This is a genomic window from Roseateles sp. GW823-FHT07B05 (assembly GCF_058794515.1).
The window spans coordinates 231,507-257,118 of record NZ_JBXAGX010000002.1; the positions used below are offsets into that span (position 1 = coordinate 231,507).

General features: G+C 70.9%; 21 protein-coding genes. 14 read left to right on the forward strand and 7 right to left on the reverse strand.

The window, feature by feature from the left end; translation table 11 throughout:
• The first annotated feature begins 188 nt into the window (after positions 1–188).
• From rfbF to AC1Q7O_RS05400, 10 genes are read left to right on the forward strand one after another with little or no spacing between them, the layout of a single operon-like run.
• Entirely contained in the window at positions 189–962 is a 774-nt protein-coding gene (rfbF, locus tag AC1Q7O_RS05355; RefSeq protein ID WP_492658226.1) for a glucose-1-phosphate cytidylyltransferase, read from the forward strand.
• Positions 962–2,029, forward strand: coding sequence for a CDP-glucose 4,6-dehydratase (gene rfbG, locus AC1Q7O_RS05360; RefSeq protein WP_492658393.1), 1,068 nt, complete (start codon positions 962–964; stop codon positions 2,027–2,029). Before rfbF ends, rfbG begins: the two co-directional genes overlap by 1 nt.
• Entirely contained in the window at positions 2,029–3,363 is a 1,335-nt protein-coding gene (gene rfbH / locus AC1Q7O_RS05365) for a lipopolysaccharide biosynthesis protein RfbH (protein ID WP_492658225.1), read from the forward strand. The genes rfbG and rfbH overlap by 1 nt, the downstream gene beginning before the upstream one ends.
• Positions 3,364–3,374: 11 nt before the next feature.
• Positions 3,375–4,880: an N-acetylneuraminate synthase family protein gene (locus tag AC1Q7O_RS05370; RefSeq protein ID WP_492658224.1), complete on the forward strand. Its 1,506-nt coding sequence runs from the start codon at positions 3,375–3,377 to the stop codon at positions 4,878–4,880.
• Positions 4,880–6,724: a thiamine pyrophosphate-binding protein gene (locus tag AC1Q7O_RS05375; RefSeq protein WP_492658223.1), complete on the forward strand. Its 1,845-nt coding sequence runs from the start codon at positions 4,880–4,882 to the stop codon at positions 6,722–6,724. Before AC1Q7O_RS05370 ends, AC1Q7O_RS05375 begins: the two co-directional genes overlap by 1 nt.
• Positions 6,721–7,800, forward strand: a complete 1,080-nt coding sequence (locus AC1Q7O_RS05380) for a class I SAM-dependent methyltransferase (protein WP_492658222.1) — start codon at positions 6,721–6,723, stop codon at positions 7,798–7,800. The genes AC1Q7O_RS05375 and AC1Q7O_RS05380 overlap by 4 nt, the downstream gene beginning before the upstream one ends.
• A gap of 11 nt (positions 7,801–7,811) precedes the next feature.
• A complete protein-coding gene (locus AC1Q7O_RS05385; protein WP_492658221.1) occupies positions 7,812–8,954 on the forward strand; it encodes a class I SAM-dependent methyltransferase in 1,143 nt (380 codons plus the stop codon).
• A 6-nt stretch (positions 8,955–8,960) separates the two neighbouring features.
• Positions 8,961–9,917 (forward strand): NAD-dependent epimerase/dehydratase family protein, encoded by a 957-nt coding sequence (locus tag AC1Q7O_RS05390; RefSeq protein WP_492658220.1) that lies wholly within the window; start codon positions 8,961–8,963, stop codon positions 9,915–9,917.
• Positions 9,914–10,549, forward strand: a complete 636-nt coding sequence (locus AC1Q7O_RS05395) for an HAD family hydrolase (protein ID WP_492658219.1) — start codon at positions 9,914–9,916, stop codon at positions 10,547–10,549. Before AC1Q7O_RS05390 ends, AC1Q7O_RS05395 begins: the two co-directional genes overlap by 4 nt.
• Complete coding sequence (locus AC1Q7O_RS05400; protein ID WP_492658218.1) at positions 10,546–12,825, forward strand: tetratricopeptide repeat protein; 2,280 nt, start codon at positions 10,546–10,548, stop codon at positions 12,823–12,825. Before AC1Q7O_RS05395 ends, AC1Q7O_RS05400 begins: the two co-directional genes overlap by 4 nt.
• Positions 12,826–12,852: 27 nt before the next feature.
• On the opposite strand, the gene AC1Q7O_RS05405 is transcribed toward AC1Q7O_RS05400, so the two are convergent.
• The 5 genes from AC1Q7O_RS05405 to AC1Q7O_RS05425 form a co-directional block, all read right to left on the reverse strand.
• Positions 12,853–14,265, reverse strand: coding sequence for a TolC family protein (locus AC1Q7O_RS05405; protein ID WP_492658217.1), 1,413 nt, complete (start codon positions 14,263–14,265; stop codon positions 12,853–12,855).
• Between the two features lie 314 nt (positions 14,266–14,579).
• Entirely contained in the window at positions 14,580–15,779 is a 1,200-nt protein-coding gene (locus AC1Q7O_RS05410) for an HlyD family type I secretion periplasmic adaptor subunit (protein WP_492658216.1), read from the reverse strand.
• Complete coding sequence (locus AC1Q7O_RS05415) at positions 15,776–18,145, reverse strand: type I secretion system permease/ATPase (protein ID WP_492658215.1); 2,370 nt, start codon at positions 18,143–18,145, stop codon at positions 15,776–15,778. Before AC1Q7O_RS05415 ends, AC1Q7O_RS05410 begins: the two co-directional genes overlap by 4 nt.
• The gene (locus tag AC1Q7O_RS05420; RefSeq protein WP_492662671.1) at positions 18,145–20,001 is read right to left on the reverse strand and encodes an O-linked N-acetylglucosamine transferase, SPINDLY family protein; all 1,857 of its coding nucleotides are present in this window, start codon (positions 19,999–20,001) and stop codon (positions 18,145–18,147) included. Before AC1Q7O_RS05420 ends, AC1Q7O_RS05415 begins: the two co-directional genes overlap by 1 nt.
• 108 nt (positions 20,002–20,109) lie before the next feature.
• The gene (locus AC1Q7O_RS05425; RefSeq protein WP_492658213.1) at positions 20,110–20,619 is read right to left on the reverse strand and encodes a DUF1993 domain-containing protein; all 510 of its coding nucleotides are present in this window, start codon (positions 20,617–20,619) and stop codon (positions 20,110–20,112) included.
• A gap of 92 nt (positions 20,620–20,711) precedes the next feature.
• Between AC1Q7O_RS05425 and AC1Q7O_RS05430 the strand changes: the two genes are divergently transcribed.
• From AC1Q7O_RS05430 to AC1Q7O_RS05440, 3 genes are read left to right on the forward strand one after another with little or no spacing between them, the layout of a single operon-like run.
• Positions 20,712–21,719, forward strand: coding sequence for a D-2-hydroxyacid dehydrogenase family protein (locus AC1Q7O_RS05430; protein WP_492658212.1), 1,008 nt, complete (start codon positions 20,712–20,714; stop codon positions 21,717–21,719).
• Positions 21,716–22,264 carry a chromate transporter gene (locus AC1Q7O_RS05435; RefSeq protein ID WP_492658211.1) on the forward strand — a complete coding sequence of 183 codons (549 nt, stop codon included), beginning with the start codon at positions 21,716–21,718 and terminating at the stop codon, positions 22,262–22,264. The genes AC1Q7O_RS05430 and AC1Q7O_RS05435 overlap by 4 nt, the downstream gene beginning before the upstream one ends.
• Complete coding sequence (locus AC1Q7O_RS05440; RefSeq protein WP_492658210.1) at positions 22,261–22,803, forward strand: chromate transporter; 543 nt, start codon at positions 22,261–22,263, stop codon at positions 22,801–22,803. The genes AC1Q7O_RS05435 and AC1Q7O_RS05440 overlap by 4 nt, the downstream gene beginning before the upstream one ends.
• On the opposite strand, the gene AC1Q7O_RS05445 is transcribed toward AC1Q7O_RS05440, so the two are convergent.
• Positions 22,800–23,264, reverse strand: coding sequence for a hypothetical protein (locus tag AC1Q7O_RS05445; protein ID WP_492658209.1), 465 nt, complete (start codon positions 23,262–23,264; stop codon positions 22,800–22,802). The two genes, AC1Q7O_RS05440 and AC1Q7O_RS05445, sit on opposite strands and share 4 nt — an antisense overlap.
• A gap of 101 nt (positions 23,265–23,365) precedes the next feature.
• On the reverse strand, positions 23,366–24,340 hold the full coding sequence (locus AC1Q7O_RS05450; RefSeq protein WP_492658208.1) for a GlxA family transcriptional regulator: 975 nt from the start codon (positions 24,338–24,340) through the stop codon (positions 23,366–23,368).
• A gap of 93 nt (positions 24,341–24,433) precedes the next feature.
• Between AC1Q7O_RS05450 and AC1Q7O_RS05455 the strand changes: the two genes are divergently transcribed.
• Positions 24,434–25,612 (forward strand): acetylornithine transaminase, encoded by a 1,179-nt coding sequence (locus AC1Q7O_RS05455; RefSeq protein WP_492658207.1) that lies wholly within the window; start codon positions 24,434–24,436, stop codon positions 25,610–25,612.

Here is a 25,612-nt window from a genome sequence, read left to right on the forward strand (position 1 = left end):
CCGGGCGCGCGTGCCGCCTTTCAGCGATTTCCTGCGCCAATCACTGGGCCTATCCCCTCCCCAACAACTATATTTTTCCCTGGCTGTTTGAAAATTCGGGCGCCTCGCATCAGGGGCATCATGCGGGCCAGTTCAAACGCTCCACCACCGGCGCGCCCTTCGCGCCCTGCCCTCGGAAACCTCCGCGCATGAAAGCAGTGATATTGGCCGGCGGCCTCGGAACCCGGATTTCCGAGGAAACCCATCTGCGCCCGAAGCCGATGATCGAGATCGGGGGCAAACCCATCCTCTGGCACATCCTGAAGATCTACGCCCACCACGGCGTGACGGAATTCATCGTCTGCTGCGGCTACAAGGGGTATCTGATCAAGGAATACTTCGCCAACTATTTCCTGCACCAGTCCGACATCACCTTCGACCTGGCCAACAACCGGATGGAATTGCACGAGCAGCATTCCGAGCCCTGGAAGGTGACGCTGGTGGACACCGGCGAGAAGACGCAGACCGGCGGCCGGCTGCGCCGCGTGGCCTCGCACCTGCGGGACGGGGAGCCCTTCTGCCTGACCTATGGCGACGGCGTCGGTGATGTGGACATCACGGCGGCCATCGCCAAGCACAAGGTCAGCGGGCTGTCGGCCACCGTGACGGCCACCTACCCGGCCGGTCGCTTCGGTGCGCTGGACATCCAGGACGGCCAGGTGCTGTCCTTCGCCGAGAAGCCGCGCGGCGACGGCGGGCTCATCAACGGCGGCTTCTTCGTGCTGGAGAAGTCGGTGCTGCCGCTGATCGCCGGCGACGACACCATCTGGGAGCGCGAGCCGATGGAAACGCTGGCCGCCACGGGGCAGCTGGGCTGTCATATCCACGAGGGCTTCTGGCAACCGATGGACACGCTGCGCGACCGCGTCTACCTGGAAGAGCTGTGGAACGGCGGCAACGCGCCCTGGAAGGTGTGGAGCTGATGAGCCGCGCCGCGATGCCTTTCAGCTGGGTCGGCCGCCGCGTGTTGCTGACCGGGCACACCGGCTTCAAGGGCAGCTGGCTGGCGCTGTGGCTGCACCGCCTGGGCGCGCAGGTCAGCGGCGTCGCCCTGCCCCCGCCGAGCGAGCCCAGCCTGTTCGAGCTGGCCCGCGTGGGCGAGCTGGTCAGCCACCACGAGGCCGACATCCGCGACCTGGCCGCCGTGCGCGCCGCGCTGCAGGCCGAGCAGCCCGAACTGGTCATCCACATGGCCGCGCAGAGCCTGGTGCGGCCGTCCTATGACGACCCGGTCGGCACCTACGCCACCAACGTGATGGGCACCGTCCACGTGCTGGAGGCCGCCCGGCTGCAGCCCACCGTGAAGGCCGTGCTGGTCATCACGACCGACAAGTGCTACGAGAACCGCGAGTGGCCCTGGGGCTACCGCGAGACCGACCCCATGGGCGGCCACGACCCCTACAGCAACAGCAAGGGCTGCGCCGAGCTGGTGTGCAGCGCCTACCGCGCGTCCTTCATGGCCGCGCAGGGCGTGGCGCTGGCCACCGCGCGCGCCGGCAACGTCATCGGCGGCGGCGACTGGGCGCGTGACCGGCTGGTGCCGGACGTGCTGGCCGCCTTCGGTCGCGGCGAGCCGGTTCAGCTTCGCCACCCGCAGGCCGTGCGCCCCTGGCAGCACGTGCTGGAGCCGCTGAACGGTTACCTGATGCTGGCCCAGCGCTTGCTGGCCGGCGACACCGAGGCCGCGCAGGCCTGGAACTTCGGCCCCCGCGACGACGATGCCCGCCCCGTGGGCGACGTGGTGGCTGAACTGGCCCGCCGCTGGGGCGATGATGCGCGCACGGCGCAGCAGCCCGGCGACCACCCGCACGAAGCCACCTGGCTGAAGCTGGACACCAGCCTGGCCCGCCAGCGCCTGGCTTGGCGCCCGCGCCTGGACCTGGGCCGTGCGCTGCAGCTGACGGTGGACTGGCACCGCGGCTGGCTGGCCGGCGCCGATGCCCGCGCCCTGACCCTGGAACAGATTGCAAGCTACGAGGCCCTGGCCTGATGGACAACGACAAGACCCGCGCGCTGCGCGCACAGATCGCCACGCTGGTGCAACAGTACGCCGAGGAGGCGCTGCGCCCGCAGGCGTTTTTCCCCGGCGTCAGCGTCATCCCGCCGTCCGGCAAGCTGATCGGCGTGGAAGAGCTGCAGCTGATGGTGGAGGCCTCGCTGGACGGCTGGCTCACCACCGGCCGCTTCAACACGCAGTTCGAGCGCGAGCTGGCCGCCTTCATCGGCGTGAAGCATGCGCTGAGCGTGAACTCCGGCTCCTCGGCCAACCTGGTGGCCTTCCATGCGCTCACCTCGCCGCGCCTGGGTGCCCGCGCCATCAAACCGGGTGACGAGGTCATCACCGTCGCGGCCGGCTTCCCGACGACGGTCAACCCCATCCTGCAGTTCGGCGCCGTGCCGGTGTTCGTCGACGTGGACCGCCACACGCACAACATCGACGTCAGCCAGCTCGAACTCGCGCTGAGCCCCAGGACCAAGGCGATCATGATTGCCCACTCGCTGGGCAACCCGTTCGACCTCGGCGCCGTCACCGCCTTCTGCAAGGCCCGCGGCCTGTGGCTGGTGGAGGACTGCTGCGACGCCCTGGGCTCCACCTACGACGGCCGCAAGGTCGGCACCTTCGGCGACATCGCCACGCTGAGCTTCTACCCGGCGCACCACATCACGATGGGCGAAGGCGGCGCGGTGTTCACGAACAACGACGAGCTGCGCACCATCGCCGAGAGCTTCCGCGACTGGGGCCGCGACTGCTACTGCGCGCCCGGCAAGGACAACACCTGCGGCAAGCGCTTCGGCTGGACCTGCGAACAGCTGGGCGGCAGCCTGCCGGCCGGCTACGACCACAAGTACACCTACAGCCACCGCGGCTTCAACCTGAAGATCACCGACATGCAGGCCGCCTGCGGCGTCGCGCAGATCGCCAAGGCGCAATCCTTCATCGATGCGCGCAAGCGCAACTTCCTGATCCTGAAGGAGAAGCTGGCCGCCTGCGAAGAGTTCGTGCAGCTGCCGCAGGCGACGCCCGGCAGCGACCCGGCGTGGTTCGGCTTCCCGATCACGCTGAAGGACAACGCGCCGGTCAGCCGCGTGGACCTGCTGGCCTACCTGGACCAGCAGAAGATCGGCACGCGGCTGCTGTTCGCCGGCAACCTGACGCGCCAGCCCTACATGCAGGGGCAGCACTTCCGCGTGGTCGGCGATCTCGCCAACACCGACCACATCATGAACAACACCTTCTGGATCGGCGTGCAACCCGCGCTGACGCCGGACATGCTGGCCTACGCCGCCCGCCACATCGAGACCTACCTCGGCGTGGACTTCTGAGGAGCCCGACCATGAAGACCCTGACCAAGCCCCTGTTCGTCCTCGAGATGGCCAACAACCACATGGGCGACCTCGACCATGGCATCCAGGTCATCCGCGAGTTCGGCGCCGTCTGCCGCGGCTACCCGGAGTTCAGCTTCGCGTTCAAGCTGCAGTACCGCGACCTGGACACCTTCATCCACCCCGCCATGCAGGGGCGCGACGACATCAAGTACATCAAGCGTTTCTCGGAGACGCGCCTGACCCGCGCGCAGTTCGACACGCTGGTGGCCGAGATGCGCGCCCAGGGCTTCCTCGTGATGGCAACGCCATTCGACGAGCCGTCCGTGGGCCAGATCGAAGACCAGAAGCTGGACTTCGTGAAGATCCCCAGCTGCTCCTTCAACGACTGGCCGCTGCTGGAGCGCGTGGTGCAGACCAACCTGCCCATCATTGCCTCCACCGCCGGTGCGGCCGTGGAAGACATGGACCAGGTCATCAGCTTCCTGCAGCACCGCAGCAAGGACTTCGCCATCCTGCATTGCGTGGGCGAGTACCCGACGCCCGACGAGCGCATGCACCTGTCGCAGATCGACTTCCTGCACAACCGCTATCCGGACGTCGAGATCGGCTTCTCCACCCATGAAGACCCCGACCACACCGACCTCGTCAAGATCGCCATCGCCAAGGGCGCGCGCATCTTCGAGAAGCACGTCGGCGTGGCCACCGACCGCTATGCGCTGAACGGTTACTCGGCGTCGCCGCAGCAGGTGGACCGCTGGCTGGCCGCGGCCCGCCATGCGTTGATGCTGTGCGGCGTGGGCGACCGCCGCCTGCCACCCAACGAGGGCGAAGCCGCCTCGCTGCGCTCGCTGCGCCGCGGCGTGTTCGTGAAGCGCGGGCTGAAGGCCGGCCACGTCGTCGGCGCCGACGACGTGTACTTCGCCTTCCCGCCGCAGGACGGCCAGATCACGGCCAACAACTGGTCCAAGTACGCCAGCTTCACGCTGACGGCCGATGTCGAGGCAGACGGCGCGCTGACCACCGACAACACCCGCCGCACCGACGTGCGCGCCAAGGTGCTGGAGATCGTCGGCCGCGTGAAGGACCTGCTCGAGAAGAGCCGCACCATCGTGCCGGGCCGCACCGATCTGGAGATCTCCCACCACTACGGCATCGAGAACTTCGACGAGACGGGCCTGACGATGCTGACCGTCGTCAACCGCGGCTACTGCAAGAAGCTGCTGGTGTCGCTGCCGGGGCAGAAGCATCCCGAGCAATACCACCAGCAGAAGGAAGAGACCTTCCACGTGCTGTACGGCGAGATCACGCTGACGCTGGACGGCGTGCCGCGCCAGTGCAAGGTGGGTGACGTCGTCAACGTCGAGCCCGGTGTGCGCCATGCGTTCGAGACGCGCGAGGGCTCGGTGATCGAAGAGATCTCCTCCACCCACTTCAAGAACGACTCCTTCTACACCGACGAGTCGATCCAGCGGAACCCGAACCGCAAGACCCTGTTGACTCACTGGATGGCCTGATGACGCTCGCAAATTCCGCCCCCATCCGGGTGGCCGACTACCTGATCCGCCGGCTGGCCGACGAAGGCCTGCAGGACATCTTCCTGCTGCCCGGCGGCGGCGCCATGCACCTGAACGACGCGGTGGCCTGCGAGCCGCGTATCACCGGCCACGTCTGCCACCACGAACAGGCCTGCGGCATCGCCGCCGAGGCCAACGGCCGCGTCAACGCGACCGGCTTCGGCTGCGCGATGGTCACGACCGGCCCGGGCGCCACCAATGTGGTGACGCCGGTGGCCGGCGCCTGGATCGAATCGCTGCCGCTGCTGGTGCTGTCCGGCCAGGTCAAGCGCGCCGACGCGCTGCGCGGCCGCCCGCTGCGCCAGGGCGGCGTGCAGGAGGTGGACATCGTGTCCATCGTCAAGCCGGTCACCAAGTTCGCACGCACCGTGCAACAGCCCGCCGACATCCGCCGCGACCTCGAAGAGGCGCTGTGGAACCTGCGCACCGGCCGCTCCGGCCCCGTGTGGCTGGACGTGCCGCTGGACGTGCAGGCGGCGCAGATCGACCCGTCGCAGCTCGAAGGCTTCGTGCCGCCGGCCGACATCGCCCCCGCGCTGGACGCCAAGGTCTTCGCCGAACTGCAAGCGCTGCTGGCCCAGGCCAAGCGGCCGCTCATCATCGCGGGCCACGGCATCCGCATCGCCGGCGGCGCCGAGGCCTTCGCGCAGCTGGCCGAGCGCTTCGGCATTCCCTGCACCTTCACCTGGAACGCGGCCGACCTGCTGCCGTTCGACCACCCGCTGTACGTGGGCCGCCCCGGCGTCGTCGCCGCGCGCGCGCCCAACCTGGCGGTGCAGAACTGCGACCTCTTGATCAGCATCGGCTGCCGGCTGGACAACATCATCACCGCCTACAACCCCGCCGGCTTCGCCCGCGCGGCGCGCAAGGTGGTGGTGGACATCGACCCGCACGAGCTGGCCCGCCACGAGCTCCCCATCGACCTCAAGGTGCAGGCCGATGCCAAGGCCTTCCTGCAGGCCTGGCAGGCGCAGGTGGACACGGCCTCGCATGGCGACTGGTCGTCCTGGCGCGAGCGCTGCGCCGACTGGAAGGCGCGCTTCTCGGCGATGGAAGGCCGCGACACGCAGGCCGGCGCGGTGATGACGCACTACCAGTTCGTCGACCGCCTCAGCGAGCTGGTGCCCGAGGACACGCTGCTCGTCACCGGCAGCTCCGGCCTGGCGGTGGAGGTGTTCTACACCGTGTTCCGCAACAAGCCCGGCCAGCGCTTCTTCCTGACCTCGGGCCTGGGCTCCATGGGCTACGGCCTGCCCGCGGCCATCGGCGCCTGCGTCGGCGCGGGCGGCCGGCCCACGCTGTGCGTGGAGAGCGACGGCAGCCTGATGCTGAACCTGCAGGAGCTGGCCACGCTGCGCCAGTCCGGCCTGCCGATCACGCTGGTGATCATGAACAACAACGGCTACGCGTCCATCCGCAACACGCAGAAGAACTACTTCGAGCAGCGCTACCTGGGCACCGGCCCGCAGTCCGGCCTGTGGATCCCGGACTTCACGGCCATCGCCGCCTCGATGCAGATCCCGGCGCAGACCGTGCGCACGCCCGACGAGCTGGCCCAGGCGCTGGCCGACACCGGCACCGCGGGCCCGCGCCTCATCGACGTGCGCCTGTCGCACGAGGAGATCCTCAGCCCCAAGGTGGCCGCGATCCCGCAGCCCGACGGCTCGATGATCTCCATGCCGCTGGAAGACATGAGCCCGCTGCTGCCGCTGGAGCAGCTGTCGCGCGAGATGCTGATCGAGCTCGATCCGCGCTCCGTGAAGGCCCGCGCCCAGACCGCATGAACGCCTGCCCCTGCTGCGCTCACACGGCGGCGCAGGCGCTGCCGGAAGACACCACCCCGGGCGTTGCGCCGCGTGCGTTCCAGCGCTGCGACCGTTGCGGGCATGTGTGGTCGCTGGCCGCTGCACCCAGCGGCGCCTACTACCAGTCCCTGGTGGGCCGCAACGCCACCGACAGCGCCACGCTGCAGGCCAAGCTGGACGGCCGCATCGCGTCGCTGCGCAGCGTGCTGCGCGATGGCCTGCGCATCCTGGAGGTGGGCTGCGCCGAGGGCGCGCTGGGCCAGCGCATCAAGCAGGAATTCCAGGTCCGCTACGTCGGCCTGGAACCGTCCAAGGACGCCGACACGGCGCGCCATGTGCTGGACCGCGTGCACGCCAGCCACGATGAGCTGCTGGCCGCCGACCCCGACGCGCAGTTCGACCTGATCCTGAGCTTCCACGTGCTGGAGCACATCCCCGACGTCGCCGCGGAACTGGCCGCCTGGGGCCGCCTGTGCACGCCGGCCACGCAACTGCTGCTGGAGGTGCCGCACGAGGCGGGCCACCCGCTGCTCGCGCTGGACCGCAACGCCGAGCATGTGCACCAGTTCAGCACCGCGTCCATGGCCACGCTGCTGCAGCGCCACGGCTTCACGGTGCAGCAGCTGAGCATGGGCCATTTCGAATCGGCGGTCTACCCGGACAGCTTGCGCCTTGCCGCCCGCCCCAGCCTGGGCGCGGCGCAGCGCCAGGCCGCGCTGCTAGCGCGGCTGGAGGGGTTGTTTCCCGACGGCTTCGCCATCTACGGCATCGGCGGCGACTTCCACAACTACCTGCTGCCGCTGCTGCCGCGGCTGGCGCCGGGCCGCCTGCGCGCGCTGCACGACAGCAATGCCGAGCGCTTCGGCCAGTGCCTGCCCGCCCTGCCCGCGCTGACGATCACCGCCTTTGCCAACAACGGCCTGCCGGTGCTGATCGCCAGCGCCCGTTTCACCAGCGCCATCCGCCAGCAGCTCGGCGCGGCCGGCGTGCCGGCTTCGCTGCTGTTCGACCTCTCCGACGTGCTGGGGCCGCTGCCGGCCGCCGCCGCTGCCTAGGATCACCGCCCATGGAATCCCGCGCCTGCCCTGTGTGCCGCAGCACCGAGGCCACACCGCTGTTCGACAACCGCATGCTGGCCATCGGCGAGTTCGACATGAGCTACGAGGTGGGCCGCTGCCAGGGTTGCGGCTTCCACTTCGCCCACCGGCTGCCGCCGGCGTCGCAGTACGGCGCCTATTACAAGGCCGCGTCCAAGTACGACGTCGCCAGCAGCGTGTCCGCGCTGGACCGCCTGCGCATCGAAGCCGCGGTGGACCTGATGGGTCGCTGGATTCCCAAGGACCACCGTGTCGTGGACCTGGGCTGCGGCTACGGCGCCATGCTGGCCGCCATGCGTGACGCCGGCTGGCAGCGGCTGCAGGGCGTGGACCCGGCGCCGCAGTCGGCGCTGCGGGCGCGCGAGAACTTCGGGCTAGAGGGCATCCACTGCGGCACGCTGGACAACGCGCACGAATGCGTGGACCTGCAGGCGGCTGACCTCGTCTGCCTGATGGCCGTGCTGGAGCACCTGCCGCACCTGCGCACCGACCTCGAACAACTAGTGGCACGGCTGCGCCCGGGCGCGCGGCTGCTGGTGGAGGTGCCGGCCATCGAAGGGTTCCGCGCCGACGGCGCCGAACCCTTCGGCGAGTTCTCCATCGAGCACATCCAGTTCTTCTCCTTCGCCAGCCTGCGCAACCTGCTGTCCAGCATCGGCATGCAGGTCATCGCCGAGCAGGCGCAGGACCTGCCGCTGGCCGGTACCGGCTCGGCCTTCGTGCTGGCCGAGCGCACGGCCGTGCCCACTCCGGCGCCACTGGCACCCGAGCCGCAGGCGCGCTTCGACGCCTACATCGCCGACTCCGAACGCATCATGCAGGGCGCGTTGCAGCGCATCCCGGCGGGACGCTTCCTGGTCTACGGCGCCGGCTCCCACTCGGCACGCCTGCTGCCGCGGCTGCCCGCCGAGGCCCAGGCGCGCATCGCCGGCGTCGTCGACGGCAACGCCAACCTGACGGGCAAGCCGTTCGGCGCGTGGACCGTGCAACTGCCCGCATCGATCGCCGACACGCCGGAGCTGCCCATCCTGGTGTCATCGTTCCGCGCCCAGCACGACATCGCGGCCAGCCTGCGCAGCAAGTTCCCCAACCCGCTGGTGCTGCTCTACTAGCGCCCGATGAAACTCCTGCTGACCGGCGGCACCGGCTTCTTCGGCAAGGCCCTGCTCCGCTACTGGCAGCAGCAGCCGGCCGCGGACGTCTGCATCCTGAGCCGCGACCCCGAGCGCTTCCGCGCGGCGCACCCTGACCTCTGCCGCCTGCCCGGGCTGCGGCTGCTGCGCGGCGACATTGCCGATGCGGCCACCCTGCCCCGCGGCGAACAGTTCACGCACGTGCTACACGCCGCGGCCGACTCCACACTCGGCCCGCAGCTCACGCCGCTGCAGCGCTACGACCAGATCGTCGGCGGCACGCGGAACCTGCTGGACTTCGCCGTCGCCAGCGGCGCCGAGCGCTTCCTGCTGACCAGCTCGGGCGCCGTCTACGGCCGCCTGACCGGCGCGACGGGCGTGCGCGAGGACTGCCTGCAGATGCCCAACCCGCTGGAGCCCGGCCAGGCCTACGGCGTCGCCAAACGCACCGCCGAGCACCTCTGCGCGCTGTACCGCCAGGCGCACGGGCTGGAAACCGTCGTCGCGCGCTGCTTCGCCTTCGTCGGGCCCGACCTGCCGCTGGACGTCCATTTCGCCATCGGCAACTTCATCCGCGACGCGCTGGCGGCCGACGCCATCGTCGTCAACGGCGACGGCCTGCCGCTGCGCTCCTACATGCACCAGCACGACCTCGCCCACTGGCTGACCGCGCTGCTCGAACGCGGCGCGCCCGGCGAGGCCTACAACGTCGGCTCGCCCGAGGCCTTGTCGGTGGGCGAACTGGCCCACCGCGTGCGCGACCTGCTCGCGCCCGACAAGCCCGTGCGCGTGCTGGCCCGGGGCGACGCCGCCGCGGCCACGCGCAACGGCTACATCCCCAACGTCGAGAAGGCGCTCGCCCTCGGCCTGACCCTGAACTGGTCGCTCGACGACGCCATCCGCGACACCGGTGCGGCGACGCGAGCCCGGAGACTGCCTTGACCCTCGCCCCCGTCCTCTTCGACCTCGACGGCACGCTGATCGACAGCGCGCCCAGCATCCTCGCGTCCATGGGCGCCGCCTTCGCCGAACTGGGCGCCGAGCCCGTCTGCCCGCTGGAGCCCTCGCTGATCGGCCCGCCGCTGATCCCCACACTGCGCAAGCTGCGCGGCGACGCGCCGGGCGGCCCGTCGGTGGAGGAACTGGCAGCCGCCTTCAAGGCCCACTACGACCGCGAGGGCTACCGCGGCAGCGTCGTCATCGAGCCCATGCCCGCACTGATGGACGAACTCGCCGCGCAGGGCCGCGAGCTCTACATCGTCACCAACAAGCGGCTGCATCCCACGCTGCTGATCCTGGAGCACCTCGGCTGGCGGCCGCGCTTTCGCGGCGTCTACGCGCTGGACGCGCTGACGCCAGCCGCCACCAGCAAGGCCCAGGTGCTGCAGCACGTCGTGGCGACGCACGGCCTGCCCGCCGCGCGCTGCTGGTACGTGGGCGACCGCGACGAGGACGCCGAAGCCGCCGAGGACGCCGGCCTGCCCTGCCTGCGCGTGCCCTGGGGCTATGGTGGCGACACGGTGTCCGCCGCCAGCCTGGCCAACTTCCGCCAACGCCTGCTGCAGGAACCATGAGCCTGAACGACGCCATCGCCGGCGCCGAACAGCGCGCCACCCAGGGCGACGTGGCCGGCGCCATCGCCGTCTACCGCGACTGGCGCGCCGGGCCTGGCGCGGCCGGCACCGCGCAGGAACGCTACGTGACCTGGCACAACGAGGCCGTGCTGCACCTGCGCGCCAGCCAGCCGGCCAGCGCGATGAGTGCGTGGCAGCAGGCCATTGCCGAACTGCCCGATTCGCCGGAGGCGCACATCGGCCTGATGTCGCTGTGGTGCTCGCTGGGCCTGCCCAGCCAGGCGCTGCAGCATGTGCAGCAGGCGCTGCTGCTGTCCAACGACATCAACCTGCAGACCCAGCTGCGCCAGCGGTTGCAGCAGGTGCTGGCGCTGCTGCCCGGCCCGGCGCTGCGGCCCAAGGGCCTGTGGGCCTTCGACGGCCCGCAGGACGACCCCGACACGCAGCGCGTGCGCGCCGACGTGGCGCAGCAGCGCCTGCTGCCGCGCTTCCATCACCGGATGGCCGCGCGCCAGCGCTACGACCGCGGCAGCCGGCCGCTGCGCGTGGGCTACCTGGCCGCCACACCGGCACATCTGCCGGCGCCGGCGCTGCACCACGATCTCACGCGCGTGGAACCCCTGCTGTTCACCTGGGACGCCGCCGGCAAGGACCTGCCACCGGGCGCGCCGCGCGCCGGCCTGCCCGCCCACCACAGCCTGCACGACCTGATCGACGATGACGCTGCCAGCGTCATCCGCCGGCTGCAGGTGGACGTGCTGCTGGACGTGCACGGCCTGAGCGCCGACGGCCGCCCGGGCATCTTCGTCTACCACCCGGCCCCGCTGCAGCTGGTGTGGGCCGATGCCGCCGGCGACGCCGCGCTGGCCGCGCAAGATGCCAGCCTAGGCGACGCTACCTGGCCCTGGCCCAACGGTGCCCTCTGGGTGCCCGACACGCCGGCCGCACCGGCCGCGGCCTCGCCAGGCCTCGTCTGGGGCAGCTGCCTTGCCGCCACTGAACTGGGCGAGGACCTGTGCGCGCTGTGGATGCGGCTGCTGGCCCGCCACGCCGGCAGCCGGCTGCGCCTGTGGGCGCCGGAGACGGGGCTGGTGCAGCGGCTGCGCCAGCGTGCCGCCGCCGACGGCCTGCCGCCGGACGCCATCGAGGCGGCCGACGACGCCGACGGCTTCTGGACGGGCCTGTCCGTGCTGCTGGACCCGGTGCCGGCGCGCTGGCCGCGCCTCAGCGCCGAGGCCGTCGCGCGCGGCGTGCCGGTCGTGACGCACCGCGGCCGCGGCGCCGCCGCGCAGCAGGGCGCACTGCTGCTGGCGCGGCTGGGCCTGGCCGACACCGCCGTGGCCGCCGACCTGGCGCAGTACGAGGCCCTGGCCACCGCTGCCGCGCAGCGACCGCACACCGCACCGCCCGAGGCGGTCGCTGCGCTGCGGCCTGCCGCGTGGATGCAGGCGCTTGAAACCCGGCTGCTGGACGCCACGGCCGCGCTGCCGCCCCGCCCCGTGGTGCCCACGGCCTCACCCGCCGAACTGGCAGCGCTGCGCGACCTGCGGGAGTTCACGCTGCCGGGGCCGAACGGCGCGGAGTTCCGCCGCCGCTACGTCATCGGCGCACCGCCGCACGAGCACAACTCGGCCGGCATCCGCGTGCTATACGACCTGCAGAAATGGCTGGTGCGCGCCGGCTACGACGCGCTCGTCTGCACCTATTCGCCGGACTACCCCAAGGCCCAGTTCGTCGACGACATCGTCATCTACCCCGAGGTGGCGCCGGGCAACCTGCTCAACGCCAAGCGCATCGTGCGCTACGTGATGAACACGCCGGGCAAGCTGGGCCGCGGCGAGCGCAGCTACGCGGCGAACGAATTCCTCGTCGCCTACAACCAGCACCTGGCGCCGTACGCCGACGGCCGGGTGCTGGAAGTGCCCTCCATCGAGCCCTGGTTCTACGACCCCGGCGCCGAGTCGCCGCGCGACGTGGACGTGTTCTACGTCGGCAAGGGCCGCAACACCGGCCACCATCCGCCCGACGCGCTGCAGATCACCAAGGCCTGGCCTGCCACCCGACGCGAGATGGCCGCGCTGCTGCGCCGCGCGCGGCGGCTTTATTGCTACGACGGGTTCACGATCATGGTGCGTGAGGCCTGGCTCTGCGGCTGCGAGCCCATCCACCTGCTGCCCGACGGCACGCAGCGGCCGTTCGCTCGCGAGGCCATTCCCACCGTCGACGAGTTCAAGCAGCAGCTGCACGAGTTCATCGTGGCGACTCAGGCTTTGTAGCCCCACACAGGGGCAGAGGCCGGCTCGTCAGCGCAACGGCGTCGCCACGCCCCGGCCCATGCTCCAGATCAGCGCGACCACCTGCTGCGCATCGAACATCGCGTTCACATGCGCAACGCGCATGCCGTAGTAGTCGCCCTCGGCGGCCATCACGTCGAACAGCGAGCGCCGGCCCAGCTGCTGCCACTGCTGCAGCGTGGACGCACGCACACGGTCGCTGTTGCGCAGGATCTCGACGATGCGCCGTGCGCGGTCCAGCGCGGACAGGCCCACCTCGTGCATCTCCAGCAGCCGGTAGCGCTTGGCCTCGATGGCCTCGTCGCGCTGCAGCACCGTCGCGCGGTAGCGCTGCACGGCGGCACTGGCCTGGGCCTGCGCGCCGGGCTGCAGGATGGGAATGGTCAGCGACACGCCGGCGCCGATGTCACCCGAGCGGTTCTCGCCCGCGACGGCAGCGCCGCTGCGGTACAGCGCGCTGGCCGAGCCCGTCAGGTTGACGCTGGGCTTCTGGCCGGCGATGACCGACTCGGCAAAGCTGCGCTGCGAGCGCGCCTGCGCCTCGGCCTGCGCCACGTCGGCCCCCAGCAGGATGTCGCTCTCCATCTGCGCCAGCTCGGGCAGCACCGACAGCGTGGCCGTCATGCCGATGCTGGGCGGCAGCGGCTCGCCCACCAGCCGCCTCAGGCGCACCTCGGTCTGGCGCAGCGCCGACATCGTCTGCTCCAGCGCCAGGTCGGCCTGCTGCAGGCTCTTCTGCGCCTGCACCAGCTCGCTGGCGCGGCCGCGGTCGGCCTTGGTGATGATCTCCAGCGCATCGACGAGGCAGGCCATCTTGCGCACGTACTGCGTGTAGACCTGGCCCTGCAGCACGTAGCGGCTGCGGTCCAGCGCCAGCGACACGACGGTCAGCGACAGTTGCTCCTCCGCACTGCGCTGGCCCTGCGCGGCCACCTCGGCCAGCTCCTTGCGCCACTCGGTCAGCTTGGCGACGCGGCCGAAGTCCCACAGCGGCATGCCGGCGCTCAGCGTGACGCCCAGCTGCGCCCGCTTGACGCTGAAGTCGCCCACGCGCTGGTAGACGGCATTGGGGCTGACGCTGAGCGTCGCCGTGGGCAGGCCCAGCGCGCGCGTTTCCTCGACGTCGGAGCGGGCGGCGTCGGCCAGCAGCCGCACGGCGCCCAGCGCCTTGCTGCGCGACGTCGTCGTCTCGATCAGCGCCTGCAGCGCCGCGCGCGGGTCGCTGCTGTTGGTCTCCAGCGCCGTCATGTCGCGGCCCAGGCGCGACAGGCCGGCGTCCTCCTCGTTGCAGCGCCCCTGAGGCGCCTCGACGGCGGGTGCCGGTGGCGGCACGGCCGGCTTCGCGGGGCGCGACTGCGCCGCAGCGAAGGCACCGAAGGTGGCGAAACCCAGCGCGAAGAGAAGGCGGATGACGTACAGCATGGCCCCGTCACTAGACCATCCCGCCCCCCGGTCCAAAGCCCGGAAAAGCGGGCTTGGGCCAGCCCTTGTTCACGCCATCCCGAGGTCGACCCGGCTGTCTTTCGGGCCGAGCGCCGGGCCGCTCCCAAGCCGGCCCGTCAGGCGATGTGCGAGCGGGGCCTCCCCCGCGAGCATCGCCGTCCCCTCGGGGGCTTCGGCCGGACACATTGAGTCCAGTGGACTCGATGTGCCTGCCGAAGCGTAGCGGCCACTGGCCGCTACGCGGTCCCGACTGGGTAGGCCCGCGTCCAGCGCGGCCAGACCAGGCGAGGGGCCTACCTTTCGCGCAACGCCTCCTGCGACTTCATCATCGGCCGCAGCAGATAGCTCAGCACCGAGCGTTCGCCGGTCTTGATCTCGACCTGCGACGTCATGCCCGGGATGACCGGCAGCTTCTCGCCCTTGTACTTGAGGTTGTTGCGCTCGGCGGTGACGATGACGCGGTAGTGGCCCTCGCCGGTCTTGTCGCCCTCGGTGACGGCGTCGGGGCTGATGTAGGTGACCTTGCCTTCCAGGCCGCCGTAGGTGTTGAAGTCGTAGCCGGCCAGCTTGACCTCGGCCGTCTGGCCAAGCCGGACGAAGCCGATGTCGCGCGGCTTGATGCGCGCCTCCACCAGCACCTTCGGGCCGATGGGCGCGATCTCCAGGATGGGCGCGCCACTGGCGACGACGCCACCGGTGGTGCTGATCTTCACGGCCTTGACGACGCCGTGCACCGGGGACTTCAGCACCGTGCGCGTCAGCGCGTCCTGACGCACCACCATCTGCTCGTCCAGCTGCGCCAGCTCGCTCTGCACGCGCACCAGGTCCTGGCTGGCCTCCTGGCGGTAGCGCGCCTGGCGCTCGGTGCGCTGCTGCTGCATCTCGTTGACCTGGCGGTTCAGCCGCATCACTTCCACGTCGCTCATCAGCCCGCTGCGCGACATGTCCTGCGCCAGCTTCAGCTCCTTGGAGATCAGGCCCAGGCTGCGGTTGATGGCGGCCACGGCCTCCTCCATCAGCCGCTTGCGCGCCTCGAACGATTCGGTCTCGGCCAGCGCGGCGCGGCTCTTGGGGTCCACGTCGGCCGGCCACTGGATGCTGGCGCGGCCGTTGGACTCCGCCGTCAGCCGCGCGGCGGCGGCCTTCAGCGCCATCAGCTTGACCTGGCCCTCGGCCTGCTGGGACTCGGCGCGCGTCGGGTCCAGCGTGGCCAGTTCGTCGCCCGCCTGCACCTCCTGGCCTTCGCGCACCTTCAGCTCGCGCAGGATGCCGGCATCCAGGCTGGCGATGACCTGCTCACGACCGTCCGGCACGACACGGCCGTCGCTGCGGGTGATCTCGTCCACGCGCGCCAGCGACGCCCACGTGATGGCCACCACCACCACCGCGCACAGCAGGTACAGCGCCCAGGTCGCGCGCGGCAGCGGCTCGTCGATGTGCGCGGCGTGGATGGCGCTGACGAACAGGCCTTCCTCTTTCGTCAGGCTGCTCATACCGAGGCCGAGCGCTGCACAGGTTGGGCCGACGGATGCATGTGCACGCCCTCGCCGCCCTGGGCGGGCGTGGCCGGGCGCACACCGGACAGCGCGGCCAGCACCTGGTCGCGCGGGCCATCCATGACGATGCGGCCGGCGTCCACGACGACGATGCGCTGCACCAGCTCCAGCACGGCCGGCCGGTGCGTCACGACCACCAGCGTCGCCGTGCCCGCCGCATCACGCAGCTGGCGCAGGAAGGCCATCTCGCTCTGCGCGTCCATGGAACTGGTGGGCTCGTCCATCAGCAGCACCTGCGGCTTGGTGATCAGCGCGCGCGCCAGCGCGACGAGCTGGCGCTGGCCGCCCGACAGCAGCTGGCCCATCTCGCCCACCGGCAGGTCCCAGCCCATCGGGTGGCTGGCCACGACGCGGTCCAGCCCCGTCAGCTTGGCCACCTCGACGAGGCGGCCGGCGTCCAGGTGGGCGCGGCCCATCAGCACGTTGTCGCGCAGCGTGCCGAGGAAGAGGCGCGGCTCCTGGCTCACGAAGCCCACGCGCGAGCGGTACTCGGCCGGGTCGATCTGGCGCAGGTCGATGCCGTCCACCTCCACCATGCCCTCGGTGGGCTGGTACAGGCCGCCCAGCAGCCGCAGGATGGTGGACTTGCCGCTGCCGATGCGGCCCAGGATGGCGACGCGCTCGCCGGCCTGCAGCCGCATCGTCGCGTTGCGAAGCACCTTGGGCGCCGTGCCCTCGGGGGTGCCCTGCGCATGGCTGGTGGCGGCGGCCGGGTAGGCAAAGCCCACGTCGTGCAGCCCCACCTTGCCGGTCACGGTGCCCAGCGGCACGTAGTTGCGGCTGCCGTCGCGCTCGACCGGCGCATTCATCATCTGGTTCAGCGACAGCATGGCCGCGCGCGCACCCTGGTAGCGCGTGGCCAGGCTCACCAGGCTGCCCAGCGGCTGGATGGCGCGGCCGGCGAACATCACCGAGCCGATCAGCGCGCCGGCCGTGATGATGCCGTCGTGGATCAGGTAGACGCCCCAGACGAGGATGATGAGGTTGATGGCCTGCTGAAGCGTGCTGGACAGGTTCATGCTCCAGCTGGACAGCGCGCGTGACGTCAGCGCGGTATCGGCCACCACCGCGGTGGCCTGCTCGTAGCGGCGCAGGAAGCGGCCTTCGGCGCCGGAGGTCTTCAGGTCTTCCAGGCCTTCGAGCGACTCGACCAGCGTGCCGTGCAGGTCGGCCGTCTCCTGCATGTTGGTGCGCATCGCGCGGCGCAGCGCGCCCTGGATGGTCCAGCTCAGGCCCAGGATGACCGGCACCGCCAGCACCAGCACCCAACCCAGCGGGCCGCCGATGACGAAGGTCATCGCGATGAAGATGATGAGGAACGGCAGGTCCGTCAGCGCCGACAGCGTGGCGCCGGTGAAGAACTCGCGCACCATCTCCACCTGCGCCAGGTGGGCCGCGTAGGCACCGGCCGACGCGGGCTTGTGCTCCATGCGCACCCCCAGCGTCTGGCGGTAGAGCTTGGCGCCGATGAGCAGGTCGGCCTTGCGGCCGGCCAGGTCGATGAGGTGCGAGCGCAGCTGGCGCGCGAACAGGTCGAACAGCAGCGCCACGCCGGCGCCCACGGCCAGCGTCCACAGCGTCACCATCGCCTGGTGCGGGATGACCTTGTCGTAGATGACCGACGTGACCAGGCCCGACACCAGCATCAGCACGTTGGACAGCAGCGCCGCGATCATCGACGCGCGGTAGTACGGCATGAAGCGCTTGAGCGTGCCCCACAGCCAGTGCGAGGACAGGCCCTGCTCGCCGAACTTCAGCAGCGGCGACTCGGCGCGCGCGCCCTGCGCCGACTCCACCGGCGACACCGCCAGCATGAAGCCGCTGTACTCGGGCTCCAGCTCGGCCGTCGTGGCCGGCACGGCCGCCGCCTCGGGGCCGGGGAAGACAACCTCGTAGCGGCAGGCGCCCGGCGCCACCGCGGCGGGGTCGTCCAGCCGGCGCACCAGCACGCAGGCGTCGCCGCCGTTGAGCAGCAGCACTGCCGGCAGCAGCAGGCCGTTGATGTCGTCGATGGACTTGCGCAGCAGGCCGGCGTTGTAGCCGGCCTCGCGCATGACACGGATGGCGCCGTCGGGCGCCAGCAGCCCGTCCACCGGCGCGCCGGCGCGCAGCGACTCCGGCGAGCGCGGCTTGCCATGGTGGCGCGTCAGCCAGGACAGCGCCTGCAGCAGCGGGTCGCCGGCGGGCTGGTTGGCCAGGCCTTCCAGCGGGTCCGGCGGCGGTGGCGGCTCGCCGTTGGCGGCCAGGCGCAACCCCGGCGCCTGCGGCTGGCCGTCGAAGAAGGGGTCGTGCGGGCGGGGCATCAGGCTTTGGCGCGCTCGGCAAGGGCCAGGCGCTCGAACTCGCGCTCTATATCGCGCACGATGGCCGGGATGTCAAACAGCGGCGAGCTGCGGCCGTGCTCGGCCAGGTAGCGCTTGTAGGACGCCGCCCGCGCCGGCTGGTTGCCGATCTGCACCGCCCGCTGCTCGTACTCGTCAATCGTCGTCGTGATCAGGTCGGGCAGGCCCACGGCCGTCAGCAGGCTGCCGGCCATGCGGGAGATGTAGGTCTTGCCCGAGCGCGTCAGGATGGGCGTGCCCATCCACAGGCAGTCGCTGGCCGTGGTGCCGGCGTTGTACGGGAAGGTGTCCAGGAACAGGTCGGCCAGCTGGAAGCGGGCCAGGTAGTCGGCCGGCAGCGCGCGCGGCGCGAACACGAGCCGCTCGGGCGCAATGCCTTCTTCGGCCGCGACGCGGGTCAGGTTGGCCTGCGCGAACGGGTTGTCCGCCAGCAGCCATAGCACGCTGCCTTGCACCTGCCGCAGCACGCGCATCCAGCAGCGCCACACCGGCTCGCTCATCTTGTGGTTGTTGTTGAACGCGCAGAAGACGAAGCCGTTCTCCGGCAGCCCGGCCTCGGCCCGCGTCGGCGGCGCATTGGCCACGCGCTGGCGGTCGCTGACCTGGTAGCAGTGCGGCAGGTAGATGGGCTTTTCGGTGTAGTACGGCAGCGCCTCGGGCGGCATGACGAAGCGGTCCGCCAGGATCCAGTCCACGCCCGGGATGGCAGACGTGGCCGGCAGGCCCAGGTAGCTGACCTGCACGGGCGCGCCGCGCCAGCCCAGGATGCCGGGGCGGGCGCCGCTGGTCAGGCCCTGCAGGTCCACCAGCACGTCGATGCCGGCGGCCGCGATGGCCTCGGCGGCCTGGCGGTCGGTCATCGCGTGCACCGGCGTGTAGCTGTCCATCGCGGCGCGGATGCGTGCGCGCAGCGGCGTGCCGTCTTCCTTGCTCCAGCTGAACGCGTGGATCTCGAACTTTTCCTTGTCGTGCAGCTCGTACAGCTCGGCCGTCAGCAGGCCCACGGCGTGCATGTGCAGGTCGCCGGACAGGTAGCCGATCCTGATCTTCCCCTCGCGCTGGCGGCCCTTGTGCAGCGGCGGCTCGGTGACCTTGGGCACTTTCTCGTGGATGAAGCGCATCGACGTCAGCAGCTGCAGCGCCGGGTCGTCGCTCTCGTCCAGCATCGCCAGCAGCGACGTGCTCATCAGCAGGTGGTTGTGCGTGACCTCGCCGAAGGTCTGGTAGGCCGGCCAGGCGCACTGCTTCTGGCGGATGTGCACATAGTGCTGGGCCACGTCGCTCTGGCGCGGGTCCAGCGTCAGCGAGCGGCGCATCAGCGCCTCGGACTCGTCGTAGCGCTTCTGCTGCTCCAGCAGCCGCGCGGCGTTGTTGAAGCCGTGCAGGCGCAGCGCCAGCGGCTCGGCGCCCAGGCTCTGCGGCTGCTCGTTCTCGTAGACGGTGCGCCATTCGGCCAGCGCCTCGTCCTCGCGGCCCAGGTGCTCCAGCTGGTGGCCCAGGTTCAGCCGGGCCTGGTCGAACTTCGGCGCGATGGCCAGCGACATGCGGTAGATGGCCTCGGCTTCGGCATGCCGGCGCAGTTCGCCCAGGATGGCGCCCCAGTTGAAGCAGGCCACGTAGCGCAGCGGCGACGGCGTGCCGGCCACCCAGGTCTGGTACAGCAGCAGCGCCGCGTCGACGGCGCCGGCCCGTTGCAGCTGAGACGCCGCATTCATCAGGTCCGGCAGCGACATGTCCCCGCCGCGGGCCAGCGCCAGCCACTGCTCGACGAGGGCGAGGCCTTGTGGCGGGTTGGCGGGAGGCGTGGTCATGTCCATGCGGCGGGCGGCTTGAGCGGATCGTCCCTGGATTCTCAAGCCGCATCGCCCCCGCCGGGCCGGGAAATAGGCTGCGGATTGCGCAGCATTTCCCGCCCTGGCGGCGTATCAGCCGCCCAGGTAGTCGTTCTTGCCCAGCGGCACGCCGGCATGGCGCAACAAGGCGTAAGTCGTTGTCGCGTGGAAATAAAAGTTGGGCAGCGCGAAATGCCGCAGGTAGTTCGCGCCGTCGAACTTCAGCGGGTCGCCGCTGCGGCGCGGGATGCTGATCTCGCGCGTCTCGGCGCCGGCGAAGGCGGCCTCGGGCACGGACAGCACGAAATCACGCGTCTTGCGGATGCGCTCGGCCAGCTCGTCCAGCGAGGCTTCGTTGTCCTCGTACTTCGGGATCTCCTGGCCGGCCAGGCGGGCCACGCAGCCCTTGGCGGCGTCGCTGGCGATCTGGATCTGCTTCGTGAACGGCAGCATGTCGGGCGCCAGCCGCAGCGTCAGGTAGACGTCGGTGGAGAATTTCTTCGCCTCGGCGTGGGCCTTGGCGGCCTCCAGCCAGGTCAGCATGTTGGACAGCATCTTGGCGAACGCGGGCGCGCTCGCGGCGTGCATGGAGAAGGTGGTCATCGGGTGGGTCTCCTATCGGGAAAGCGATCGTAGCCAGCCCACCGGAAGCCTGCTCGACCCGAGGGCACAATGCCCCAAAACGTGATGCCCCCATGAACGTCATCATCCTGGACGACTACCAAGACGCCGTGCGCAAGCTGCGCTGCGCGTCCAAGCTGGAACCCCTCAACGCCAAGGTCTTCACGAACACGGTCAAGGGCATCGGCCAGCTGTCCGTGCGGTTGCGTGACGCCGAGGTGCTGGTGCTGATCCGCGAGCGCACGGCGTTCCCGCGCCAGCTGCTGGAGAAGCTGCCCAAGCTCAAGCTGATCTCGCAGACCGGCCGCGTCGGCAGCCACATCGACGTGGACGCCTGCACGCGGCTGGGCATCGCGGTGGCCGAGGGCGTGGGCAACCCGGTCGCGCCGGCCGAGCTGACCTGGGCCCTCATCATGGCCTCCATGCGCCGGCTGCCGCAGTACATCGGCAACCTCAAACACGGCGCCTGGCAGCAGGCCGGGCTGAAGGCGGCGTCCATGCCGGCCAACTTCGGCCTGGGGATGGTGCTGCGCGGCAAGACGCTGGGCATCTGGGGCTACGGCAAGATCGGCCAGCTGGTGGCCGGCTACGGCCGCGCCTTCGGCATGCAGGTGATGGTGTGGGGCAGCGAGGCGTCGCGGCTGCGCGCCGAGGCCGACGGCTACCGCGCCGCGCCGTCGCGCGAGGCCTTCTTCGGCGAGGCCGACGTGCTGACCGTGCACCTGCGGCTGTGCGACGCCACGCGCGGCATCGTCGCGCCCGAGGATCTGGCGCAGATGAAGCCCACGGCGCTGTTCGTCAACACGTCGCGGGCCGAGTTGGTGCAGGAGAACGCGCTGGTGTCGGCGCTGAACCGCGGCCGGCCCGGCATGGCCGCCATCGACGTGTTCGAGAGCGAGCCCATCCTGCAGGGCCACCCGCTGCTGCGGCTGGAGAACGCAGTCTGCACGCCGCACATCGGCTACGTGGAGCAGGACAGCTACGAGCTCTACTTCGACGCGGCGTTCGACAACGTGCTGAACTTCATCAGGTCGCAGCCGACCAACATCGTCAACCCGGACGCCCTCAAGGTCCTGCGGTGACCCGCCCGACATCGCCGGCCGAGCTGTTCGTCGCCTTCACGCGGCTGGCGCTGCAGGGCTTCGGTGGCGTGCTGGCGGTGGCGCAGCGCGAGCTGGTGGAGCGCCTGGGCTGGATGACCCGGGAAGAGTTCGTCGAGACGCTGGCCATCGCGCAGGTGCTGCCCGGGCCCAACGTCGTCAACCTGTCCATGATGATCGGCGACCGCTTCTTCGGCCTGCGCGGCGCCGTCGCGGCGCTGGCCGGCATGCTGGCGGTGCCGGCGGCCGTCGTGCTGGTGCTGGCGGCGGTGTTCGACCAGCTGGCCGGCCACCCGGTGGCGCTGGACGCGCTGCGCGGCATGGGCGCCGTGTCGGCCGGGCTCATCCTGGCCACCGGCATCAAGCTGCTGCCGGCGCTCAAGACCAGCCCGCTGGGCCGGCCGCTGGCCGCCACGCTGGCGCTGCTGGCCTTCGTGCTGATCGCGCTGCTGCGCTGGCCGCTGATCACGGTGCTGGCGCTGCTGGGCGGCGGCGGCGTGGCCATCGCGTGGTGGAAGCTCAAATGACGACGCCGGTAAACCTGCCCGACCTGTTCCTGCACTTCCTGACGCTGTCGCTGCTGTCGATCGGCGGTGCGATCTCGACGGTGCCGGAGATGCACCGCTTCCTCGTCGACCGCACCGGCTGGCTGTCGGACGCCGGCTTCACGTCGTCCATCGCGCTGGCCCAGGCTGCGCCGGGGCCCAACGTGCTGTTCGTCGCCGTGCTGGGCTACAACGTGGCCGGGCTGGCGGGTGCCACAGCCTCCATGGCGGGCATCCTGCTGCCTTCCACCGTGCTGACGCTGACAGCCACGCGCTGGATGCGCGCCAACCGCGGCCATGTGGGCCTGCGCGCGTTCTCGGCCGGCATGATGCCGCTGACGCTGGGCCTCATCCTGGCCACCGGCTGGCTGCTGGCCCTGCCCTTCCTGCGCGCCAGCGAGCACCGTTGGGGCACGCTGGCGCTGATCGCCGCCACCGTCGCGCTCACGCTGAGGACGAAGCTGGGCCTCGTCTGGATGGTGCTCGGCGGCGGCGTGCTGGGCGCGCTGGGCCTGGTTTAGACACCAATGCCGGCCTGGACGGTCGTGGACCGCTTGCTGACCGGCGACGCGCTCAGCGTGACCTGCGCATAGACCTCGTCGGAGCGCGGCATGATGATGGGCGTGTTGATGTCCGCCCAGCCGACGATCTGCGTGCCGGCGTCTTCATCGAGCTTGCTGGTCTCGATGGCGCGCTTCTCCGAGAAGTTCACGCTGCCGGCCGCCAGCACCGTCACGGCCTTGTAGGGCCGCAGCAGCACGCCGCCGGCCAGCCAGGTGTAGGTGCTGATGAGGTCGTCGGCGCCGCTGTCGCCGGACGGCAGGTTGTCGCCCGTGAGGTCCTCGCCATAGAGCTTGATCTCCAGCCGGTAGGTGCGGCCGACGTCGCTGGCGTCGAATTTCATCGTGCCGGCGACGGTCACGTCGCGCTTGCCGGCGGCGATGGCACCGAGGGTGATGGTGGGGGTGGTGAGTGTGGCCATGTCGCTCTCCTGGAGTCGGGGGTGGCGCGCCGGACTGGCTTGCCTGCCTGTACAGACGCAGCGGCGCGCCGCCAGGGATCACCGGGCCGGGGGGTGAAATTTCACGCCGCCGCGCCGCCCGGGCGGAAGGCCGCGGGCGGCCGCCCCAGCAGCCGCAGGAAGGCGCGGCGCATGCGCTCGGTGTTGCCGAAGCCGCAGTCCAGCGACACCCGCAGCACCGACGCCGCCCCGCCCTCCAGCGCCGCGCGGGCAGCCTCCACGCGCAGCCGCTCCACCGCCTCGGCCGGCGTCGCGCCCGTCTCGGCGCGGAAGCAGCGCGCAAAGTGCCGCGGGCTCATGCAGGCCCGCGCCGCCAGGTCTTCCACGCGGTGGGCCTGGCGCAGGTCGCGGCGCACCTCGTCCAGCAGCACGCCGAAGCGCCCGTCCGGCCGCTGCAGCTCCAGCAGCGGCGAGAACTGCGACTGGCCGCCCGGCCGGCGTCGCTCCACCACCAACTGGCGCGCAGCTTCGCGGGCGATGTCCTCGCCGTGGTCGTGCGCCAGCAGCGCCAGGCACAGGTCGATGCCGGCCGTCATGCCGGCGCTGGTCCACACCTCGGGCCGCTGCGGCGCGCGCTGGGCCGGCTCGCGCACGTAGATGCGGTCGGGCTGCAGCCGCACGGCGGGGTAGTCGGTGGCGAACTGCCGGCTGCGCGACCAGTGCGTCGTCGCCGTGCGCTCGTCCAGCAGCCCCGCCGCCGCCAGCAACAGGCTGCCGCTGCAAATGCTGGCGATGCGCGCACCCGAGCGGCTGGCGCGCTTCAGCCAGCGCATCAGCGTGGCGTCGCCGCAGGCCGCATCCACGCCGTCGCCGCCGATCACCATGACGAGGTCCAGGTCGCTCAAGGCCCGCGGCAGCCCCTGCACCGGCCAGGCCACGCCGGCCGAACTGCGCACGGCCGGCGGCGCGCTGGCCACCAGCCGCCAGTCGTAGCTGCCCGGCAGCGCCAGCCGCGCGACCTCGAAAACCGCCATGGGCCCGGCCAGGTCGAACTGCTGGAAGCCGGGGAAGACGACGAAGGCGATGCGGCAGGTCACGCCGCGATGATGGCAGAAAAGGTGGGAACAGCGTCATGGCGGCCATCGAGCGATGCCCACAAACTCGCGGCCATCGATCACCCAGGACACGCCATGACGGACCCCGGACACGCCCTCATCACCATCACCCAGCGGCCCGCGACGGTCTTCGCCGAAGGCCACGGTGCATGGCTGGTCGACGAGGACGGCAAGCGCTACCTCGACCTCATCCAGGGCTGGGCCGTCAACAGCCTGGGCCACAGCCCGGCGCTGATCACGCAGGCACTGCTGGCGCAGTCGCAGCGCCTGCTGAACCCCAGCCCCGCGTACTACAACCGCCCGCTGCTGGACCTGGCCGGGCGGCTGGTGGAGATCAGCTGCTTCAACCGCGTGTTCCTGGCCAGTTCGGGCGCCGAGGCCAACGAAGGCGCGGTGAAGCTGGCACGCCGCTGGGGCAGCCGCCGGCGCGGCGGCGCGCACGAGATCGTCGGCTTCGAGCAGGCCTTCCATGGCCGCACGCTGGCCATGATGAGCGCGTCGGGCAAGCCGGGCTGGGGCGACATCTACGCGCCCATGCCGACCGGCTTCAAGAAGGCGCGGCTGAACGACATCGCGTCGGTGGAGCGCGCGCTGACGCCACACACGGCGGCCGTGATGATCGAGCTGGTGCAGGGCGAGGCCGGCGTCGTCGTCGCCGAACCGGGCTTCGTGCGCGAGCTGCGCGCGCTTACCGCTGAGCGCGGCGTGCTGCTGATCGCCGACGAGGTGCAGACCGGCATCGGCCGCTGCGGCCACGCTTTTGCCTACGAGCACTACGGCATCAAGCCCGACGTGATGACGCTGGCCAAGGGCCTGGGCGGCGGCGTGCCGCTGGCGGCGCTGCTGTGCAAGGAGGAATTCAACTGCTTCGAGCCGGGCGACCAGGGCGGCACCTTCGCCGGCAACCCGCTGATGGCCGCCGTGGGGCTGGCCGTCGTCAACGAGGTGTGCCGGCCGGAGTTCCTGGCCGGCGTGCGGGCGCGCGCCGTGCAGTTGTCAGCCGGCCTGCAGGCCCTCGCGCGGGAGTTCGGCCTGGTCGGTGAACGCGGCCTGGGCCTGCTGCGGGCGCTGGTGCTGCCCGTGGACGTGGCGCCCGCGGTGGTCGCCGCGGCCCAGGCGCTGGAACCCGTCGGCCTGCTGCTGAACGCGCCCCGCCCTCACTTGATCCGGCTGATGCCGGCGCTGAACATCAGCGAAGCCGAGCTGGACGAAGGCCTGGCGCTGCTGCGCCGGGCGCTGCGCGAAGTCCTTTGA

Excerpts from the sequence above, each read along its gene's own strand:
- AC1Q7O_RS05410 (WP_492658216.1), bottom strand. The coding sequence starts at position 15,779 with ATGAGCAGCCTGACGAAAGAGGAAGGCCTGTTCGTCAGCGCCATCCAC.
- AC1Q7O_RS05390 (WP_492658220.1), top strand. The coding sequence starts at position 8,961 with ATGAAACTCCTGCTGACCGGCGGCACCGGCTTCTTCGGCAAGGCCCTG.
- AC1Q7O_RS05405 (WP_492658217.1), bottom strand. The coding sequence starts at position 14,265 with ATGCTGTACGTCATCCGCCTTCTCTTCGCGCTGGGTTTCGCCACCTTC.
- AC1Q7O_RS05430 (WP_492658212.1), top strand. The coding sequence starts at position 20,712 with ATGAACGTCATCATCCTGGACGACTACCAAGACGCCGTGCGCAAGCTG.
- AC1Q7O_RS05440 (WP_492658210.1), top strand. The coding sequence starts at position 22,261 with ATGACGACGCCGGTAAACCTGCCCGACCTGTTCCTGCACTTCCTGACG.
- rfbG (WP_492658393.1), top strand. The coding sequence starts at position 962 with ATGAGCCGCGCCGCGATGCCTTTCAGCTGGGTCGGCCGCCGCGTGTTG.
- AC1Q7O_RS05420 (WP_492662671.1), bottom strand. The coding sequence starts at position 20,001 with ATGGACATGACCACGCCTCCCGCCAACCCGCCACAAGGCCTCGCCCTC.
- AC1Q7O_RS05375 (WP_492658223.1), top strand. The coding sequence starts at position 4,880 with ATGACGCTCGCAAATTCCGCCCCCATCCGGGTGGCCGACTACCTGATC.
- AC1Q7O_RS05385 (WP_492658221.1), top strand. The coding sequence starts at position 7,812 with ATGGAATCCCGCGCCTGCCCTGTGTGCCGCAGCACCGAGGCCACACCG.
- rfbF (WP_492658226.1), top strand. The coding sequence starts at position 189 with ATGAAAGCAGTGATATTGGCCGGCGGCCTCGGAACCCGGATTTCCGAG.
- AC1Q7O_RS05415 (WP_492658215.1), bottom strand. The coding sequence starts at position 18,145 with ATGCCCCGCCCGCACGACCCCTTCTTCGACGGCCAGCCGCAGGCGCCG.
- AC1Q7O_RS05400 (WP_492658218.1), top strand. The coding sequence starts at position 10,546 with ATGAGCCTGAACGACGCCATCGCCGGCGCCGAACAGCGCGCCACCCAG.
- AC1Q7O_RS05425 (WP_492658213.1), bottom strand. The coding sequence starts at position 20,619 with ATGACCACCTTCTCCATGCACGCCGCGAGCGCGCCCGCGTTCGCCAAG.
- AC1Q7O_RS05380 (WP_492658222.1), top strand. The coding sequence starts at position 6,721 with ATGAACGCCTGCCCCTGCTGCGCTCACACGGCGGCGCAGGCGCTGCCG.
- AC1Q7O_RS05445 (WP_492658209.1), bottom strand. The coding sequence starts at position 23,264 with ATGGCCACACTCACCACCCCCACCATCACCCTCGGTGCCATCGCCGCC.
- rfbH (WP_492658225.1), top strand. The coding sequence starts at position 2,029 with ATGGACAACGACAAGACCCGCGCGCTGCGCGCACAGATCGCCACGCTG.
- AC1Q7O_RS05455 (WP_492658207.1), top strand. The coding sequence starts at position 24,434 with ATGACGGACCCCGGACACGCCCTCATCACCATCACCCAGCGGCCCGCG.
- AC1Q7O_RS05370 (WP_492658224.1), top strand. The coding sequence starts at position 3,375 with ATGAAGACCCTGACCAAGCCCCTGTTCGTCCTCGAGATGGCCAACAAC.